Annotated in this window: 16 protein-coding genes and 2 riboswitches; of the genes, 11 read left to right on the top strand and 5 right to left on the bottom strand. The window is 69.2% G+C overall.

Features of this window, described 5'->3' with window-relative positions; translation table 11 throughout:
* Positions 1-263, top strand: a 263-nt coding sequence (locus AP428_RS14215; protein ID WP_156349318.1) for a cytochrome c5 family protein, incomplete at its 5' end; no start/stop codon positions are given.
* A gap of 109 nt (positions 264-372) precedes the next feature.
* On the opposite strand, the gene AP428_RS14210 is transcribed toward AP428_RS14215, so the two are convergent.
* Complete coding sequence (locus AP428_RS14210; protein WP_011546758.1) at positions 373-2,460, bottom strand: UvrD-helicase domain-containing protein; 2,088 nt, start codon at positions 2,458-2,460, stop codon at positions 373-375.
* 311 nt (positions 2,461-2,771) lie between these two features.
* Here AP428_RS14210 and AP428_RS14205 point away from each other — a divergent pair, with 311 nt between their 5' ends.
* The 8 genes from AP428_RS14205 to AP428_RS14170 all read left to right on the top strand — a co-directional run bounded on the left by AP428_RS14205 (position 2,772) and on the right by AP428_RS14170 (position 13,215).
* A complete protein-coding gene (locus AP428_RS14205; protein ID WP_054928237.1) occupies positions 2,772-3,479 on the top strand; it encodes an SGNH/GDSL hydrolase family protein in 708 nt (235 codons plus the stop codon).
* A 306-nt stretch (positions 3,480-3,785) separates the two neighbouring features.
* Positions 3,786-4,838, top strand: coding sequence for an oxidoreductase (locus AP428_RS14200; RefSeq protein WP_054928236.1), 1,053 nt, complete (start codon positions 3,786-3,788; stop codon positions 4,836-4,838).
* A 213-nt stretch (positions 4,839-5,051) separates the two neighbouring features.
* Entirely contained in the window at positions 5,052-5,417 is a 366-nt protein-coding gene (locus tag AP428_RS14195; RefSeq protein ID WP_012327637.1) for a hypothetical protein, read from the top strand.
* 114 nt (positions 5,418-5,531) lie between these two features.
* Positions 5,532-5,635: riboswitch (glycine riboswitch) on the top strand.
* 35 nt (positions 5,636-5,670) lie between these two features.
* Positions 5,671-5,804, top strand: a riboswitch (glycine riboswitch).
* 83 nt (positions 5,805-5,887) lie between these two features.
* Positions 5,888-7,006, top strand: coding sequence for a glycine cleavage system aminomethyltransferase GcvT (gcvT, locus tag AP428_RS14190; protein ID WP_054928235.1), 1,119 nt, complete (start codon positions 5,888-5,890; stop codon positions 7,004-7,006).
* Between the two features lie 126 nt (positions 7,007-7,132).
* Entirely contained in the window at positions 7,133-7,513 is a 381-nt protein-coding gene (gene gcvH, locus AP428_RS14185; protein WP_054928234.1) for a glycine cleavage system protein GcvH, read from the top strand.
* 58 nt (positions 7,514-7,571) lie between these two features.
* The gene (gene gcvP / locus AP428_RS14180) at positions 7,572-10,499 is read left to right on the top strand and encodes an aminomethyl-transferring glycine dehydrogenase (protein ID WP_054928233.1); all 2,928 of its coding nucleotides are present in this window, start codon (positions 7,572-7,574) and stop codon (positions 10,497-10,499) included.
* Positions 10,500-10,653: 154 nt separating this feature from the next.
* Positions 10,654-11,796, top strand: a complete 1,143-nt coding sequence (locus AP428_RS14175; RefSeq protein WP_054928238.1) for an alginate lyase family protein — start codon at positions 10,654-10,656, stop codon at positions 11,794-11,796.
* A gap of 30 nt (positions 11,797-11,826) precedes the next feature.
* Entirely contained in the window at positions 11,827-13,215 is a 1,389-nt protein-coding gene (locus AP428_RS14170) for an L-serine ammonia-lyase (protein ID WP_011546766.1), read from the top strand.
* Between the two features lie 59 nt (positions 13,216-13,274).
* Here the strand turns inward: AP428_RS14170 and AP428_RS14165 are convergent, their stop codons facing one another.
* From AP428_RS14165 to AP428_RS14155, 3 genes are all read right to left on the bottom strand, one after another.
* Positions 13,275-13,511 carry an antitoxin gene (locus AP428_RS14165; RefSeq protein ID WP_011546767.1) on the bottom strand — a complete coding sequence of 79 codons (237 nt, stop codon included), beginning with the start codon at positions 13,509-13,511 and terminating at the stop codon, positions 13,275-13,277.
* Between the two features lie 183 nt (positions 13,512-13,694).
* Positions 13,695-13,979 (bottom strand): type II toxin-antitoxin system mRNA interferase toxin, RelE/StbE family, encoded by a 285-nt coding sequence (locus AP428_RS14160; protein WP_054928232.1) that lies wholly within the window; start codon positions 13,977-13,979, stop codon positions 13,695-13,697.
* The gene (locus AP428_RS14155) at positions 13,976-14,437 is read right to left on the bottom strand and encodes a hypothetical protein (protein ID WP_054928231.1); all 462 of its coding nucleotides are present in this window, start codon (positions 14,435-14,437) and stop codon (positions 13,976-13,978) included. The genes AP428_RS14160 and AP428_RS14155 overlap by 4 nt, the downstream gene beginning before the upstream one ends.
* Before the next feature lie 275 nt (positions 14,438-14,712).
* Between AP428_RS14155 and AP428_RS14150 the strand changes: the two genes are divergently transcribed.
* Together AP428_RS14150 and AP428_RS14145 are read left to right on the top strand one after the other, a co-directional pair.
* The gene (locus tag AP428_RS14150) at positions 14,713-16,416 is read left to right on the top strand and encodes a thiamine pyrophosphate-binding protein (protein ID WP_054928230.1); all 1,704 of its coding nucleotides are present in this window, start codon (positions 14,713-14,715) and stop codon (positions 16,414-16,416) included.
* Positions 16,413-17,504 carry a hypothetical protein gene (locus AP428_RS14145; protein WP_054928229.1) on the top strand — a complete coding sequence of 364 codons (1,092 nt, stop codon included), beginning with the start codon at positions 16,413-16,415 and terminating at the stop codon, positions 17,502-17,504. The genes AP428_RS14150 and AP428_RS14145 overlap by 4 nt, the downstream gene beginning before the upstream one ends.
* 351 nt (positions 17,505-17,855) lie before the next feature.
* On the opposite strand, the gene AP428_RS14140 is transcribed toward AP428_RS14145, so the two are convergent.
* Positions 17,856-18,872, bottom strand: a complete 1,017-nt coding sequence (locus AP428_RS14140; protein WP_027807895.1) for a helix-turn-helix domain-containing protein — start codon at positions 18,870-18,872, stop codon at positions 17,856-17,858.
* Between the last annotated feature and the right edge of the window lie 127 nt (positions 18,873-18,999).

The following is an 18,999-nucleotide window of genomic DNA, read 5'->3' as shown; positions in this document are numbered from 1 at the left end:
CCGCCCCGGCCGGCGCCGACGCGGCAACGGCCGGCAAGGCGCTGTACGCGTCGACCTGCCAGGCCTGCCACGCGGCCGGTGTGCTGGGTGCGCCGAAGTTCGGCAGCAAGGAAGACTGGGCGCCGCGCCTGAAGGACTCGATGGATACGGTCTACAACTACGCGCTGCACGGCAAGGGCGCGATGCCGCCGAAGGGCGGATCGAACGCGTCCGATGCCGACGTGAAGGCGGCCGTCGACTACATGGTCAACTCGGCGAAGTAACGACTCACCCGGCCATCCGTAAAAAACCCCCGCGACGCCCTTGCATCGCGGGGGTTTCGTTTTTGTGTCGCCGGTTGGCCGCGCCAGCGTGCGCGGCACTGCCGCCGCGTCACTTCTGCAGCAATGCCTTCAGGCTCGCGAGCCGGTCCTTCGGCGACATCGGCGCTTCTTCCGGCGTCGGCGGCGGCGCTTCGTCGAGCCCCATCTCCGGGATGAAGCGCGACGGTTCGCACACGACCGTCTCGCGCGCCCGCTTGCGCTTCTTGCACCAGTTCAGGTGCAGGCTGCGCTGCGCGCGCGTGATCGCGACGTACATCAGCCGGCGCTCCTCCTCGATCCGCTCGTTGTCGATCGGGCCGTCGTCCTCGCTGCCGCCGCGGTGCGGCATGATGCCTTCCTCGACGCCGACCAGGAACACGTGCGGATACTCGAGCCCCTTCGACGCATGGACGGTCGACAGCCGCACGGCGTCCGGGTCCTCGTCCTTGCCCTCGAGCATCGACATCAGCGCGACGGTCTGGATCAGGCCGAGCAGGTTCTTGCCCGTATCGGCGAGGCCGTCCGCGTTGTGGAAACCTTCGGCCTCGCCGTCGACGGCGTCCCTCTCGGGCTTCGTGCCCTTGCGCTTCAGCCATTCGAGGAATTCGAGCACGTTCTGCCACTTCGACTGCGCCTGCCGCTCGTCGAACGCGTCGTACAGGTACGCCTCGTAGTGGATCGCCTCCATCATGTCGTCGAGCACGACGGTCGCGGGCTCCTTGTCCGCGCGCTCGGTCAGGCGCTGGATGAAGTCGCAGAACATCCGCAGCGGCTCGACCTGGCGCGCCGACAGCCGCGCCTCGATCCCGCCCATGTAGACGGCCTCGAACAGCGACACCTTCGCCTGCCCCGCGAACGAGCCGAGCGCTTCCAGCGTCGTGTTGCCGATGCCGCGGCGCGGCGTCGTGACCGCGCGGATGAACGCGGGATCGTCGTCGGCGTTCGCGATCAGCCGCAGGTACGCGCACAGATCCTTGATCTCGGCCTTGTCGAAGAACGACTGGCCGCCCGACAGCACGTACGGAATCCGCTCGCGCCGCAGCACCTGCTCGAAGATGCGCGCCTGGAAATTGCCGCGGTACAGGATCGCGTAGTCGCGGAACTGCGCGCGCCGCTCGAACTTGTGCGCGGACAGCCGGAACACGACCGATTCGGCCTCGTGCTCCTCGTCGTTACACGCCGTGACGGTGATCGAATCGCCCATCCCGTGCTCGGACCACAGCTTCTTCTCGAACAGCTTCGGGTTGTTCGCGATCACGTTGTTCGCGGCGGTCAGTATCCGCACCGTCGACCGGTAGTTCTGCTCGAGCTTGATCACGTGCAGCTTCGGAAAATCCTTGCCAAGCTGCGCGAGGTTCTCCAGCGTCGCGCCGCGCCAGCCGTAGATCGCCTGGTCGTCGTCGCCGACCGCCGTGAACGCGGCGCGCGGGCCCGCGAGCTGCTTCAGCAGCTCGTACTGGCACGCATTGGTGTCCTGGTACTCGTCGATCAGCAGGTAGCGCAGCTTGTTCTGCCAGCGGTCGCGCACCTGCTCGTTCTTCGCGAACAGCTCGGCCGGCAGGCGGATCAGGTCGTCGAAGTCGACCGCCTGGTACGCGTGCAGCGTCGCCACGTAGTTGCGGTAGACCAGCGCGGCCTGGTGCTCGTCCTCGTTGGCCGCGATCGCCATCGCTTCGTCGGGCATGATCAGGCCGTTCTTCCACAGCGAGATGATGCTCTGGATCTTGCGGATCAGCCCTTTGTCGGTGGTGCCGAGCTGCTCCTGGATCATCCCGAAGCAGTCGTCCGAATCCATGATCGAGAACTGCGGCTTCAGGCCGACGTGCTCGGCCTCCTGGCGCAGGATCTGCACGCCCAGCGAGTGGAACGTGCAGACGGTGAGCTGGTTGACGGGCACCTTGCGGCCTTCCTTGCCCGGCGTGGTGAGGGTCTTGCCTTCCAGCAGCTTCGACACGCGCTCGCGCATTTCGGCGGCCGCCTTGTTCGTGAACGTGACGGCGGCGATATGGCGCGGCTCGAAGCCCTTCGCTTCGATCAGATGCGCGATCTTCTGCGTGATCACGCGTGTCTTGCCGCTGCCCGCGCCGGCGAGCACGAGACAGGGACCGTCGAGATAGCGCACCGCTTCGTTCTGAGCGGGATTGAGGCCTGCGGACATGATGGCGGATGGTGTTGCTGGTTGACGGCGGACGCCGAGAGGATGCCGTGCGCGGCAGGCTGGCGAAGCAGGCGGACACGCGGGGCAGGACGCGCATGTTAACACGTCGGCGGCGCGTATTTCGGGCACGCCGCCGGACGGGGGCGCGCGGGCTTGCCAGGCGGGCGCCCCCTGTCCGTTCGGCGTGGTCGTGCCTGTCCGCTCGGCCAATCGGGCCCTGTTCGCGCTGCGATCGGACACAATATGCACTCCCCCGGCGGCACCCGCGCCGGCCCGCTTCAATGCGTTTCAACCACCGCAGGATCGACCTCATGGGATACCCGTTCGCCACCGCTGCCCTCGGCCCGCTGCTGTTCGCACAAGGGCGCTACGTGCGCCGCGTCACGCCGCGGCTGCCCGAGGCGGCCGGCCCGCGCGACGGCGTGGCCGGCGACGGCCCACCGCTGCGCGTGCTGGTGGTCGGCGATTCGGCCGCCGCGGGCGTCGGGGTCGCGACGCAGCACGATGCGCTCGCCGGGCAACTGGCGAACGCGCTGGCGGCCACGCACCGCGTGCGCTGGAAACTGCTCGCACGCACCGGCCTGACCACGCGGGAGCTGGTCGACTGGCTCGCCGCGGAGCCGGCCGAGCCGTTCGACGTGGCCGTGACGTCGCTCGGCGTCAACGACGTGACGGGAGGCGTGTCGCCCGCTCGCTGGCTCGCGCAGCAGGCCGAGCTGGTGCGGCTGCTCGCCGAGCGTTTCCAGGTCGGGCACGCGATCCTGTCGGCGGTGCCGCCGATGGAGCGCTTCCCGGCGCTGCCGCAGCCGCTCGCGTGGTATCTGGGGCGGCGCGCGAAGCGGCTCAACGCGGCGCTCACCGGCTGGGCCGGCGCGCAACCGCACTGCACGTTCCTGCGGGTCGACCTGCCGCTCGAACGCCATTTGATGGCCGCCGACGGCTTCCATCCCGGCGCAGCCGCGTGCGCGGTGTGGGCCGCGCAGGTCGCGGCCGCCGTGAGGCAGCGGCCGGGCGGATGATGGGGCGCGTTCGGGGGCTGACTGCCGCCACGGCTTGCCGGGGGTTGGGAGCCGGGAGCCGGGAGCCGGGAGCCGGGAGCCGCGAGCCGCGAGCCGCGAGCCGCGAGCCGCAAACCAGCCAACCATACCGCGGCACGGCGCACGACCCCGCGCAAAATGCCAGCCTTCCCCGCGCAAGCGCCGCCTCGCTTCGTGCATTTCGCCCGACGCGTCTGTGCAAGCAGCGGCGCCATGCCAAAATAGCCGGTCGTCCTCGCGCCGCTCCGGCGCGCCATCCTTTAGTTTCCTTCGCAGCCAGGAATTGCCATGTCGTCATTGCTCAGGATTGGTTTGATGGGTTTCGGTTTCGCCGGCGCGACGTTCCACGCGCCGGTGATCGCCACGAGCGGCCGCACCGAAGTCGCCGCGATCGCGACGGGTCAGCCCGATCGCGCGCAGGCCGCGTATCCGGGCGCGCGCGTCGTCCCTGATCTCGACACGCTGCTCGGCCTCGATGACATCGAATGCGTGGTGATCGCCACGCCGAACGACACCCATTTCACGCTCGCGCGTCAGGTGCTCGAAGCCGGCCGCCACGTGGTCGTCGACAAGCCCGTCACGCTCACCGCCGACGAGGCGCTCGCCCTCGCGCGGCTCGCGAACGCGCGCAGCCGGCTGTTCGCGCCGTTCCACAACCGCCGCTGGGACGGCGATTTCCTCACCGTGCGCCGGATCGTCGAATCGGGCGAGTTGGGCCGCCTCACCTACTTCGCGTCGCACTTCGACCGCTTCCGGCCGACGCCGCGCACGCGCTGGCGCGAGGAGCCGGCCCGCGGCGGCGGCCTGCTGCTCGACCTCGGCCCGCACCTGATCGACCAGGCGCTCGCGCTGTTCGGCACGCCGGAAACGGTGAGCGCCACCGTCAAGACGCGCCGCGACAACGGCACGGCGCCCGATTTCGTGCACCTGCTGCTCGGCTATCCGGACAAGGACGTCGCGCTGCACGCGAGCGCGCTGTCGGCGATCGAGCCCGCGCGCTTCACGCTGCACGGCACGCGCGGCAGCTACCAGAAGTTCGGGCTCGACACGCAGGAAGACCAGCTCAAGGCCGGCCTCACCGCGGACGACGTCGAATTCGGCGGCGGCAATCCGCCCGGCCTGCTGCGCGTGCTCGACGGCGACGTCGAGCTCGAGCGGCCGGTGCCGACGCTCGACGGCCAGTACGCGGAGTTCTACCGCGCGCTCGCCGCGTCGATCCGTGATGGCGCGCCGTTTCCCGTCACCGCGCAGGACGCGGTCGACGTGATGACGATCATCGAGCTCGCCGCGCAGAGCGAACACGACGGCCGCCGGGTGCCGTTCGTGCGCCGCACGGTCTGACGACCGCCGGCCGGGTCGGTGCCGACCCGGCCACCCTCCGCGCCACGCCGCCAGGCATCGGCACCGGCGGCGCTTGTGTCTACCGCCACGCCGCCCCGCGGCCACGGCCCCGAACATTCCGTTACAAATGGTGCGGGAACGAAAGTCAGCGGTCGTCCGGTCTGACGCGTTTCTCAAAAAGTCGATTCGACACTTATCCGTCAGGAGAATGTGATGCAACGGTTGATTCGCGCAGCGGCATGCTGCGTCCTGGTTTCCTCGCTCGCGGCCTGTATCGTGCAGCCGCAGCGGCCGGCCCGGCAGGCGCCTCCGCCGTCGCGACCGAACCCGCAGGTCGTCGCGAACGACCGCATGCAGGAGGTCCAGGGCCGGATCGACAACCTGCATCGCCGCATCGACGCCCGTGTGAACGGCGGCTACTACCCGCCGCCCTACGGTGCGCAGCTGCACCACCGTCTCGACGTGATCCGCCAGGAAGCGAACGACATGTCGGCCCAGCACAACGGCGGCCTGTCCGGCGACGAGCAGCGTGTGCTGAATCAGGAACTCGACACGGCCGCGCGCGCGATCGGCGAGTAACGCGCCGACGCCCGCCGGTGCGGAGAAAAGCGGCGGCGCCGGCCGCCGCCGCTTGTCGCGAAGCGACATTCTTTTGCTCAAATTGACAAGGCCCACCCGCTCGCGTACAGTCGCCCGCACGCGTCGGGAGAGCGTGTGACCGGGTCGTTCCGACACCGGTTGCGCCGCCGAAGGGGCACACCCGCAAACTCTCAGGCAAAAGGACCGACCGCGTCGGGGAATCGCGTCCGCGCATTGCGCGGACACCTTACTCTCCCCGCACTCTGGAGAGCGGCAGTAGCCCGCAGCGCATTGGCTGTGCGGGCAAGCTGCCCACCGAAGGGGCGCGCGTTCGCCGGGCTTTGCCCGCAGCGCAATCTCTCAGGTATCGAGGACAGAGGGGCATGTACCGGATCGCTCGAGGCTATCAGCCGCGGCGGTCGGCACATGGCCGTTCTGATCCGCGCGCAAGCGCCTTGCCTGAGGCCTCGATGACTGCACTGAATCACACCCCGCTCAACGCCGCGCACCGCGCGCTCAATGCCCGCATGGTCGACTTCGGCGGCTGGGACATGCCCGTCAACTACGGCTCGCAGATCGAAGAACACGCTGCCGTGCGCACCGACGCCGGCATGTTCGACGTGTCGCACATGTGCGTCGTCGATTTCACCGGCAGCCGCGTGCGCGCGTTCTTCGAGCATGCGATCGCGAACCACGTCGGCAAGCTCAAGACGCCCGGCAAGGCGCTCTACTCGTGCCTGCTCAACCCGCAGGGCGGCGTCATCGACGATCTGATCGTCTACTACTTCACCGAAGAATTCTTCCGCGTGGTCGTCAACGCCGGCACCGCCGAGAAAGACATCGCGTGGTTCAACCAGCTGAACGAGCAAGGCGGCTACGGCCTGACCATCGCGCCGCGCCGCGACTTCGCGATCGTCGCCGTCCAGGGCCCGAACGCCCGCGAAAAGGTCTGGGCGACGGTGCCGTCCGCCCGCGCCGCCACCAGCGAGCTCAAGCCGTTCAACGCCGCGCAGGTCGCCGGCACGCCGTTCGGCGATCTCACCATCGCACGCACCGGCTACACCGGCGAAGACGGCTTCGAAGTGATCGTCCCGGCCGTGCACGTCGAAGTGCTGTGGAATGCGCTGCAGCAACACGGCGTGCGTCCGTGCGGGCTCGGCGCGCGCGACACGCTGCGCCTCGAGGCCGGCATGAACCTGTACGGCCAGGACATGGACGACACCGTCTCCCCGCTCGACGCGGGCCTCGCCTGGACGGTCGACCTCACCGCGCCGCGCGACTTCGTCGGCCGCGCCGCACTCGAAGCCAACGGCACGCGCGCCGCATTCGTCGGCCTGATCCTGCAGAAGGAAAACGGCAAGGCGGGCGGCGTGCTGCGCGCGCACCAGAAGGTCGTCACGCCGCACGGCGAAGGCGAGATCACGAGCGGCACGTTCTCGCCGTCGATGCAGGAATCGATCGCGTTCGCGCGCGTGCCGGCGGCCGTCCAGGTCGGCGACATCGTCCAGGTGCAAATTCGAGACAAGAATCTTCCCGCGCGCGTGGTAAAACTGCCGTTCGTGCGCAACGGCAAGGTCCTCGCTGCGTAACGACCGAGAGGCGGCCGCGGGGCCGCCTTCCGGCAAGCCGGGAGATGGCGCCCGGCGCAACCCTATTCGGCGTGCCATGGCGGCGCGCCAGCAGAACGAACACACCCTTTTATCCAGGAGCATCCGATGAGCAACGTCCCGGCCGATCTGAAATACACCGACGAACATGAGTGGATCCGCACCGAGGCGGACGGCACGCTGACGGTCGGCATCACCGATCACGCACAGAGCACGCTCGGCGACATCGTCTTCCTCGAGCTGCCCGAAGTCGGCAAGTCGGTGAACGCGGGCGACGCCGTCGGCGTCGTCGAATCGGTGAAGGCGGCATCCGACATCTACTCGCCGGTGTCCGGCGAGATCGTCGCCGTCAACGAAGCAGCCACTGACTCGCCGGAAGACGTGAACGGCGACGCATACGGCGTGTGGCTCTTCAAGATCAAGCTCGCGGCCGGCGCATCGACCGACAAGCTGATCGACGCCGACGCCTACAGCAAGCTGATCGACTAATTTCCCTACCCGAACCGCGCGGCGCCGGCCTCGGCGCGCGCGGGACCAGAGTCACGCCATGAAGCTCGAACACCCGGACCGCCTGATGAACCGCACGCCCCTCTCGCTCGCCGCGCTCGAAACGCATGACGCGTTCGCCGAACGCCACATCGGCCCCGACGCCGCCAGCCAGCAGGCCATGCTCGACACGCTCGGCTTCGCGTCGCGCGCCGCCCTGATCGACGCCGTGATCCCGGCCTCGATCCGCCGCGCCGAAACGCTGCCGCTCGGCCCGTTCGCGCAGCCGAAGAGCGAGGCCGAAGCCCTCGCCGCGCTGCGTGCGCTCGCGGACAAGAACCAGGTGTTCCGCTCGTATATCGGCCAGGGTTATCACGACACGCATACGCCGGCCGTGATCCTGCGCAACGTGCTCGAAAACCCGGCGTGGTACACGGCCTACACGCCGTACCAGCCCGAAATTTCCCAGGGCCGCCTCGAGGCGCTCCTGAACTTCCAGCAGATGGTGGCCGACCTCACGGGCCTCGCGATCTCGAACGCCTCGCTGCTGGATGAAGCGACGGCCGCGGCCGAAGCGATGACGCTGCTGCAACGCACCGGCAAGCCGAAGTCGAACGTGTTCTACGTGGCCGACGACGTGCTGCCGCAAACGCTCGAAGTGATCCGCACGCGCGCGCTGCCGATCGGCATCGAGGTCAAGACGGGCCCGGCCGCCGACGCGGCGCAGGCGAACGCGTTCGGCGTGCTGCTGCAGTACCCGGGCGTGAACGGCGACGTGCGCGACTACCGCGCGCTCACCGACGCGATCCACGCGGCCGGCGGCCACGTGGTCGTCGCGGCCGACCTGCTCGCGCTCACCGTGCTGACGCCGCCCGGCGAATGGGGCGCGGACGTCGCGATCGGCAACACGCAGCGCTTCGGCGTGCCGATGGGCTTCGGCGGCCCGCACGCCGCCTACCTGGCCGTGCGTGACGAATTCAAGCGCCAGATGCCGGGCCGCCTCGTCGGCGTGACGGTCGACGCGCAGGGCAAGCCCGCGCTGCGCCTCGCGCTGCAGACGCGCGAACAGCACATCCGCCGCGAGAAGGCCACGTCGAACGTGTGTACCGCGCAGGCGCTGCTCGCGATCATGGCCAGCATGTACGCGGTCTACCACGGCCCGCACGGCCTGAAGACGATCGCGCTGCGCGTGAACCGCATCGCGGCGCTGCTCGCGGCCGGCGTGAAACAGCTCGGCTTCGTGACCGTCAACGACACGTTCTTCGACACGCTGACGATCGACACCGGCGCGCGCACCGCGCAGGTCCACCAATTCGCGAAGGCGAAGCGCATCAACCTGCGCCGCGTGAGCGACACGCAAGTCGGCGTATCGGTCGACGAAACGACGACGCGCGACGACCTCGCCGATCTGCTCGACGTGTTCGCGCAAGCCGCGGGCGGCACCGCGCCGGCCGTCGATGCGCTGGACGCGGGTCTCGCCGGCGTCGCCGCGCTGCCGGCCGGCCTCGAGCGCACGAGCGCATACCTGACGCACCACGTGTTCAACCGTCACCATTCCGAAACCGAAATGCTGCGCTACCTGCGCAGCCTGTCGGACAAGGATCTCGCGCTCGACCGCTCGATGATCCCGCTCGGCTCGTGCACGATGAAGCTCAACGCGACGTCGGAAATGCTGCCCGTCACGTGGCCCGAGTTCGGCGGCATCCATCCGTTCGCGCCGGCCGAGCAGACCGTCGGCTACCGCGAGATGATCGATCAGCTCGAGGAAATGCTCGTCGCGGCCACCGGCTACGCGGCCGTGTCGCTGCAGCCGAACGCGGGCTCGCAGGGCGAGTACGCGGGCCTGTTGATCATCCACGCGTACCACGCATCGCGCGGCGAAGGCCATCGCGACGTGTGCCTGATCCCGGCATCCGCGCACGGCACGAACCCGGCATCCGCGCACATGGCCGGCATGAAGGTCGTGGTCGTCGCCTGCGACGCGCAGGGCAACGTCGACATCGCCGACCTGAAGGCGAAGGCCGAGCAGCATTCGGCGAACCTCGCGGCGATCATGATCACGTATCCGTCGACGCACGGCGTGTTCGAGCAGAACGTCCGCGAGATCTGCGAGATCGTCCATGCGCACGGCGGCCAGGTGTACGTCGACGGCGCGAACATGAACGCGATGGTCGGCCTGACCGCGCCGGGCCAGTTCGGCGGCGACGTGTCGCACCTGAACCTGCACAAGACCTTCTGCATCCCGCACGGCGGCGGCGGCCCGGGCGTCGGCCCGGTCGCGGTCGGCGCGCACCTCGCGAAGTTCCTGCCGAACCAGCGCTCGACCGGCTACGCCCGCGCGGAAGACGGCATCGGCGCGGTATCGGCCGCGCCGTACGGCTCCGCGTCGATCCTGCCGATCTCGTGGATGTACATCGCGATGATGGGTGCGAAGAACCTGACCGCCGCGACCGAAACCGCGATCCTCAACGCGAACTACATCGCGAAGCGCCTCGCGCCGCACTACCCGGTGCTGTATTCGGGCCCGGGCGGGCTGGTCGCGCACGAGTGCATTCTCGACCTGCGTCCGATCAAGGAAACGAGCGGCATCAGCGTCGACGACGTCGCGAAGCGCCTGATGGACTACGGCTTCCACGCGCCGACGATGAGCTTCCCGGTGCCGGGCACGCTGATGGTCGAGCCGACCGAATCGGAATCGCAGGAAGAACTCGACCGCTTCATCGCCGCGATGATCGCGATCCGCGAGGAAATCCGCGCGGTCGAGGAAGGCCGCGCCGATCGCGAGGACAACCCGCTGCGTCACGCGCCGCACACGGCGGCCGTCGTCACCGCGAACGAATGGCCGCACGCGTACTCGCGCGAGCAGGCCGCGTACCCGGTCGCGTCGCTCGGCACGAACAAGTACTGGCCGCCGGTCGGCCGTGCGGACAACGCGTACGGCGACCGCAACCTGTTCTGCTCGTGCGTGCCGATGTCGGACTACGCATAACGCCCGTCTCGCACCGGAGCGTCCGACCGTGAACCCACCGCACGCAGCCACCGGTTGCGTGCGGTTTTTACGTTCGCCGCCCGGCCAACCGTTTCACGCTCGCCCGCCAATCCGGCTAACATCACACGCGATCCAGCCAATGAAGGAGTTCCGCATGGTGCGTCCGATGTTTCCGGGCCATGGTGCAACAGCGAGGCGGCCGCGCACCCGCGCGGGCCGCTACGTGCCGATGCTCGTCGCAGCGCTGTCGCTGGCCGCCGCCGGCCTCGGCGTGTCCGGCAGTGCGCGCGCGGCGATGAATTTCTGCGCGGCTCCGGCGCTGCAGGCGAGCGAGACGACGCAGGCCGAGCCGGGCGTGCAGGCGCTGATCCGCAGCGTCGACGCGCGCATCGGTGAGCAGCCGAAGGCGATGGCGCGCGTGCACACCGAGGGCACGCTGCCGCACGAAGGCATCTATGACCAGAGTGCGGCCGCGCTCAAGGACATGGACCTGATGCGCGATGCGGCGCTCGCGTGGCGCGTGACGAACGCGCCGCGCTACCTGCAGCTCGTCGACCGCTTCCTGTCCGCGTGGGTCTCGACCTACCAGCCGAGCTTCAACCCGATCGACGAGACGCGCTTCGAGAGCCTGATCGTCGCGTACGACATGACCGCGAGCGCGCTGCCGGTGAAAACGCGCAACGCGACGGCCGCGTTCATCGCGAAGCTCGGCGCCGGCTATGTCGCGCAGGTCGACGCGCAGAAGCGCCCGCTCACCGGCACCTGGCGCAACAACTGGCAGAGCCACCGGATCAAGCTGATCGCGCTGTCCGCGTTCACGCTCGGCGACCGCAAGATGATGAACGCCGCGCAGCGGCTGTTCGTCGAGCATCTCGCCGACAACATCGGCCCGGACGGCAAGACCTGGGATTTCGAGGAACGCGATGCGCTGCATTACGCGGTCTACGATCTGCAGCCGCTGGTGACGGCCGCGCTCGCCGCGCGCCGCTTCAACCGCAACTGGCTGCGCGAGCGCGGCGCGAACGGCGCGACGCTCGCGGCCGCGCTCGACTGGCTCGTGCCGTATGCGCTCGGCGAGAAGACGCACGAGGAATTCGTGAATTCGCCGGTGCCGTTCGACGCGAAGCGCCGCGAGGCCGGCTTGCCCGGCTACACGGGGCAGTGGGACCCGAAAAACGCCACCGAACTCTTTCATCTGGCCGCGCGGCTCGACGGGCGTTATGCCCGCGTCGCGCAGCAGCTTTCCCTAACGCCGCCCGCATGGCTCGCCGCGTGCCTGCCATTGCAGGCGCGCTAGCATCATTCTTATCGCAAGGCAGGTATCGAAATGGCAGTCAGCGTGTTTGACCTTTTCAAGATCGGCATCGGTCCGTCCAGTTCGCACACGGTCGGACCGATGCGCGCGGCGCTGATGTTCGTCCAGGGCCTCGAGCGCGACGGGTTGCTCGACGCGACGGCCCACGTGAAGGTCGAGCTGTACGGCTCGCTCGGCGCCACCGGCAAGGGCCACGGCACCGACCGCGGCGTGATGCTCGGCCTGCTCGGCGACGCGCCCGACACCGTCGATCCCGACACGATCGACGCGCGGCTGGAGGACATCCGCAAGACGAAGCAGCTCGCGCTGCTCGGCACGCATCCGGTGCCGTTCGTGCTGAAGGAGAACATCGCGTTCTACCGCCAGGCGCTGCCCGAACATCCGAACGGGATGAAGCTGCGCGCGAGCGACGCGAACGGCGCGGTGCTGGTCGAGCGCACTTATCTGTCGGTCGGCGGCGGCTTCGTCGTGACGGCCGGCGCGCCGAACACCAAGGTGCTGAGCGCGGCCGAGCAGATGACGCATCCGTTCCGCACCGGCGCGGAGCTGCTCGCGCTGACCGCGTCGACCGGCAAGTCGATCGCGCAGCTGATGTGGGAAAACGAACGCGCGTGGCACACCGAGGAGGAAACGCGCGACGGGTTGCTGAAGATCTGGGCCGTGATGCAGTCGTGCGTGTCGCGCGGCTGCGGGATCGGCAACCCGGAAGCCGAAGGCAACCTGCCCGGCCCGTTCCAGGTCAAGCGCCGCGCGCCGCAGCTGTACCGCACGCTGACGGGCAGCCCGGAGCGCGCGCTGCAGGACCCGCTGTCGATGATCGACTGGATCAACCTGTACGCGATCGCCGTCAACGAGGAAAACGCGGCCGGCGGCCGCGTCGTCACCGCGCCGACCAACGGCGCGGCAGGCATCATCCCGGCGGTGCTGCATTACTACACGCGCTTCACGCCCGGCGCGAACGAACAGGGCGTGATCGACTTCCTTCTGACGGCCGCCGCGATCGGCATTCTGTACAAGCTCAACGCGTCGATCTCGGGCGCGGAAGTCGGCTGCCAGGGTGAAGTGGGCGTCGCGTGCTCGATGGCGGCCGGCGCGCTCGCGGCCGTGCTCGGCGGCACGCCGCAGCAGGTCGAGAACGCGGCCGAGATCGGAATGGAACACAACCTCGGCCTGACCTGCGACCCGGTGGGCGGGATGGTGCAGATCCCGTGCATCGAGCGCAACGCGATGGCATCGGTGAAGGCCGTCAACGCGGCGCGCATGGCGCTGCGCGGCGACGGCTCGCACTACGTGTCGCTCGACTCCGTGATCAAGACGATGCGCGAGACCGGCGCCGACATGAAGACCAAGTACAAGGAAACGTCGCGCGGCGGGCTGGCGGTGAATATCGTCGAGTGCTGATGCGGGACCCGGCGGTCATGGAGGACGCGCCGCGTCTCGCATGACCGTCGGGTGCACAATCACCCGTCCGTGCGTTCGGCCTGCTCCTGGTCGCCATGCCCTTCGGCCATGAAATTCGGCCCGAATTGAGCGAACTTCTCGAGCACGTGGGTCAAAGGCCGTCGCACCGGCCGAATACGGATCTCGTCGCCGACGCGCTTGATTTCCAGCTCGATATCGCTGCGTTCATAGGCGAGGTCGGCAGGAATTTGCACGACCTGCGCGCTGCCATTCCAAAATACCCTTGTGGTGCGCATGTCGTTCTCCCACGTCTGGATGTACCGGAGATATACGTAAATCATGCAGTCGATGATGCGCGTCCTGGCGCGCGCATGGTCATCCACCCGGCATCAGTTCGAAAACACACGCGGCCCCGGCAGTCTTTTCCGTTCCGGACTTGGCCCGCCACACCCGGTGAATCAGCCGGCGCAAATATCGCATCACGGCCATTGCCGTCGCGCATGCAGCACGCGGAGAATCTCCACGATGTCCTTGGCCGGCCGGAGGCGATACACAAGCACATAGTTCGGCGCGACCACCAGCTCACGCGTGCCGGCCACCCGCCCTTGCCGATACAACTCGGCATGGGCCGGTAGCGCCGCCGCCCTTTCTTCCAGCAGTTCGTCGAGTTCGAGCGCGGCCAGCGGGTCGTCCTCGGCGAGGTATTCCATGATCGCGGCGCGATCCTCGTACGCCTTCGGATTCCAGTGCAACGCGAGGGTCAAGAAGCATCCCCGCGCTTGCCTACAAGCCGCTCACGCAACGCCGCACGGCGCGACGCGAAGTTGGCGCTGACTTCGGCGTCCGGAATCGATGCACGCGGGTCGTCCAGCGCCTGCTGCACCTGCTCGCGAAACCAGCGATCGTGCGCCGCCGCCTCGTGTGCCGCCTTCAACGCCGCCGCGCGATCGGGCCGAGTCGCCCGGCCGGCCGCGTCCGGGTCGAATGCCGACGCATCCACATCGAACCGGTTGATGCCGATGTCGCGCAGAAAGCCGACCAGCGTTTCAAAACGGCGAAACACCCGCACGTCGCCGCGCTTGGCCGACAGGAAGCGCTCGTGCGCGCCGCAACGGGCCGACAGCGCCCAGCCGTTGCCGCAACCGACCACGCGGACCGCACGGACCGCGCCGGCTTCGACCAGCTCCGTCAGCGTCTTTTGATCAATCGTTTCGGTCGTCATGATTCTCGCCCCCTTTCTCCACTCATTCGCTGAAATTTTACTATTAAGTGATATCCCAATTTATTGTTATTTGGGTGCCCGCTTTCGAATCGAGACAAGCGTCAGCCCGCCATCCATAGCGCTCACTTTCCGCCGTCGTGGAAGCGCGCACAAGCTGGCCGGATGGCCAATCGAAGCACGCACGCGCTCGCCGCCCCCTCAGCGTTCCGACACTTTTCAGCGCCCGGCCAACCGGCGTAAGCTGTACGTCCCGCTACCCAGGGAGACGGCAGCCCATGTCGCATTCCAAGGATCTCGAGCCGCACGCCACCACCGGTGCGCGACTGCTCGTCGATGCGTTGCTCGCCAATCACGTCGAACGTGTGTTCTGCGTGCCGGGCGAGAGCTTCCTCGCCGTGCTCGATGCGCTGGCGGACGACACCGCCCGCATCCAGACGGTCGTCTGCCGCCACGAGGCGGCCGCCGCGAACATGGCCGAAGCGGTCGGCAAGCTGACCGGCCGCCCCGGCATCGCGTTCGTCACGCGCGGACCCGGCGCGACCCATGCGTCGATCGGCGTGCACACCGCGTTCCAGGATTCGACGCCGATGATCCTGTTCGTCGGCCAATGCGCACGCGAACACCTCGACCGCGAAGCCTTCCAGGAAATCGACTACCGCCGGATGTTCGGCCAGATGGCCAAATGGGTCGCGCAGATCGACGACCCGCGCCGCATCCCCGAATACCTGAGCCATGCGTTTCACGTCGCGACGTCCGGCCGGCCCGGCCCGGTCGTGCTCGCGCTGCCGGAGGACGTGCTGTCCGACGCGTGCGCGCCGCAGCCGGTCGTGCCGGCCGCGAAACGCATCGCGGCCGCGCCGTCGCCCGCGCAGATCGACGAGCTGCGCGAGCGGCTCGCGCGCGCGGAACGGCCGTTCGCAATCGTCGGCGGCAGCGGCTGGACGCCGGACGCCTGCGCGAACCTGCGCACCTTCGTCGAACGCTGGCAATTGCCGGTCGCGTGCGCGTTCCGCTTCCAGGACACGATCGACAACGCGCACCCGAACTACGCGGGCGACGTCGGGCTCGGGATCAACCCCGCACTCGCGAAACGCATCCGCGACGCCGACCTGCTGCTCGTGATCGGGCCCCGCCTCGGCGAAGCGACGACCGGCGGCTACACGCTGCTCGATATCCCGAAAACGCGCCAGACGCTGATCCATGTACATCAGGGCGCTGACGAACTCGGCCGCGTGTACGCGGCCGACCTGCCGATCGTGTCGGGCATGCCCGAGATCGCCGCGCCGCTGGCCGCGCTCGAACCGCCCGAGCGGCCTGCGTGGGCCGGCGCGGCCGCCGACGCGCACCGCGCGTACCGCGAATGGCATGCGCCGCTGCCGATGCCCGGCGACGTGCAGCTCGGCGACGTGATGGTGCAGTTGCGCGAGCGCCTGCCGCACGACGCGATCCTGACCAACGGCGCGGGCAACTACGCGATCTGGCTGCATCGCCACTTCGCGTACCGGCACTTCCGTTCGCAGCTTGCGCCGACGAGCGGCGCGATGGGCTACGGGCTGCCGGCCGCGCTCGCCGCGAAGTCGCTGTATCCGCAGCGCGCGGTTGTCGCGCTCGCGGGCGACGGCTGCTTCATGATGGCCGGCAACGAGCTTGCGACCGCGATGCAATACGGGCTGAACATCGTCGCGATCGTCGTCAACAACGGCCATTTCGGCACGATCCGCATGCATCAGGAGCGCAACTACCCGGGCCGCGTGCACGGCACGGGGCTCACGAATCCCGATTTCGCCGCGTATGCACGTGCGTTCGGCGCGCATGGCGAGACGGTCGAGCGCACTGCCGATTTCGCGCCGGCGCTCGAACGCGCGCTGACCTGCGGATTGCCCGCGGTGATCGAGATCCGCATCCCGCAGGACGCCAGCACGCCGGCCGCGACGCTCGAACAGATCCGCGAGCAGGGCCGCCGCGCGCGCGGCGCATGACGGTGGCCAGGCATATCGCGCCGCCCGTCGCCGCGCTGTCGCACGACGACGCGCTGGCGTACCCCGGCACGCTGCTCGCGCCCGACGGCACGCTCGTCGCGCCGTACGACCTCGAGCATGGCGAGCGGGCCGAAGGCCATGCGGCGGCCGCGCCCGCGCTCGGCATGCTGCATGCCGCGCACCGGCCGTTCCGGCTCGATTACAGTGAGGCGCGGCACGTACACGTGATCAACGGGATGGGGGTCACGCTCGGCGATTCGGTGATCGGACTGACGGCCCTCGCCGCGCTGCGAGCGGCCCATGCGGACGTACGCTTCACGCTGTACCGGCCGGCGCGCGCGCCGCGCTATGTCGACGCGCTGTATGCGCTCGCGACCGACGTGGTCGCGCCGTCGCGCGCGCTGCCGTGCCCCGCCGACGCGCTACCCGCCGATGCGCACTGCATCGACGTCGGCAATCACCTGTACTGGCCGGCGTTCGCGCGGCTGCCGATGATCGATTTCTTCCTCGACGCGCTCGGCGTCGATCCGGCCGCCGTGCCGGCCGCCGCGAAGCGCAATCGCTGGCTCGCGCGGCTGCCGCTGCCCGCACTGCCGGCTGAATGGCAGCGGCCGTACGTGCTGTTCTGCCCGAATGCGAGCACCGCGGTGCGCAGCGTGCCGCCCGCGTTGTGCGTCGCGTTCGTGGAACGGCTCGCGCAGCGTTACGGGCTGCCGGTCGTCGGCTTCGGTCCGCTCGCGCATCCGGCTTACGTGGACGTGAGCCGCGACGCGACCGACACCGCACGCTTCATCGCGTGGATCAAGGGCGCGAGCGTGCTGTTCGCACCGGACACGGCGGCCCTGCATCTCGCCGACGGTTTCGACGTGCCGACGCTCGCGTGCTTCACGACGATCGGGCCGGCGCTGCGCGTGCGCGACTATCCGCATTGCGTGCCGGTCGCGCTCGACGTGCCGGCCGAATTGCACGGGCTGCATCGCAGCGAGCGACCGGATGATCTGGCGGCGGTCGAAGCCGCTTACCGCGCCATCGACTGGGACGCGCTGGCGTGGCCCGCACCGCGCGACGTGACTGCACCGGCAATCTGAGCGAAGCCAGCGCCGCAGCGAGCGGAACGATCAAGCCGGCAGCGGCACGCGCACAGCGCCAGCCCCGGCGCGATCGTCGCGTCGGCTTACCTCGGCAAGCTACCGCCAGCCCCTGAGCAATGCCGCCGCAGCGGCGAGCGGAACGACCGAACCGGCAGCCGTACACGCACGGCATGAGCACCGAGCGGAGGCCGCTTCGACGCCCCGACTGACCCCGCCGAGCTCGCCTAGCCACCTGGGCGAAACCGGCGCGACGGCGAGCGGAAGGGTCGAACCGTCAGCCGCGCGCCCCCCGGCGCCGGCACCACCGCAAACGCCGCTCCACCCGCCCGGCTTACCCCGCCAAGCCCCTCACGCGCGATCGCGCAGCGTCTCCGACGGCCGCTTGCCGAACAGACGCCGGTAATCCGTCGCGAACTGGCTCAGATGCCAGAAGCCCCACGCCTCCGCGACGTCCTGCACCGAACCGGCCGCACGCCCGCACAGGTCGCGCCGCGCGCCGTTCAGCCGCAGCGTGCGCAGGTAGGTCGCGGGCGCCATCCCGAGCACGTCCTGGAAACAGTACTGCAGCGTGCGCCGACTCACGTGCAACTGCTCGCACAGCTCGGGCACGCCGACCGGGCGCGTGCGGTGCGCGAGCACGTAGTCGCGCGCCTGGTCGACGATCCAGCGGCGCGTCGACGGCGCGGCGCCGCTGCCGTCGTCGGCCGGTTGCGCGCACGCATCGAACAGCGCGGCCAGCACTTCGGCCTGCAGGTCGTCGCGCTGCGCATCGGGCAACGGGCCGGCCATCGCCACCGCACCGTCGAGCCGGCGCCCGAGCAGCGCGCACAGGCGCGCGAGCCGCGCGTCGCCGACCTGCATCACGCGCTGGGTGAACAGCCGCTCGTCGAGCGCGCGCCGTTCGACTTCCTCCGCATAGCGGCGCAGCACGTCGCCGCGCACGACGACGCCGTAGATCGAGAACTGCGCGGGCGTCACGAGTTCGAACTCGACGTTGCCGGGCCGGAACGCGAGCGCGCCGGGGCCGATGCGGCACGCATCGACACGCGCAGAACCGTCGCACACGAGCGGGATGCCGAACCAGTACGCATCGCCGCGCACCTCGCACGCCTGGCGCAGCAGGTGGCTGGTCGATTCGCGAAACAGCTTCATCGTGTCGAGCGGCAGCTCGGTCAGCGTGCCGACGAAGCGGCCGGCCGCGAGCTGGTCGTAGGTCTGCCGCCAGCCGATCAGGTTGCGCGCCTGCTCGTCCGCATCGTGCGCGACGCTGACGACGGCCTGCCCGGCGAACGCGTCGTCGCCCTGCGCGCTGCGCCGCGTGTCTTCGGCGGTCGGCTCCGCCGTACACGCCACATGTTGATTCATCGTGTCCTCCCTCACCTGCGCGGAACCGTGCGTATCCATCACGCAAGTCCCGTGCCGAACCTCATGGCCCGGCGAGCAGCCCGCCATTGCACGCTGTCCGGCCGATGCGCGCCATGCGGGCGCACCC

It is taken from the genome of Burkholderia sp. E168m22 (assembly GCF_001319805.1).
Lineage (GTDB): Bacteria > Pseudomonadota > Gammaproteobacteria > Burkholderiales > Burkholderiaceae > Burkholderia > Burkholderia orbicola.
Note: the sequence above shows the minus strand (reverse complement) of the source record. Positions and strands in the feature narration are given on the sequence as shown.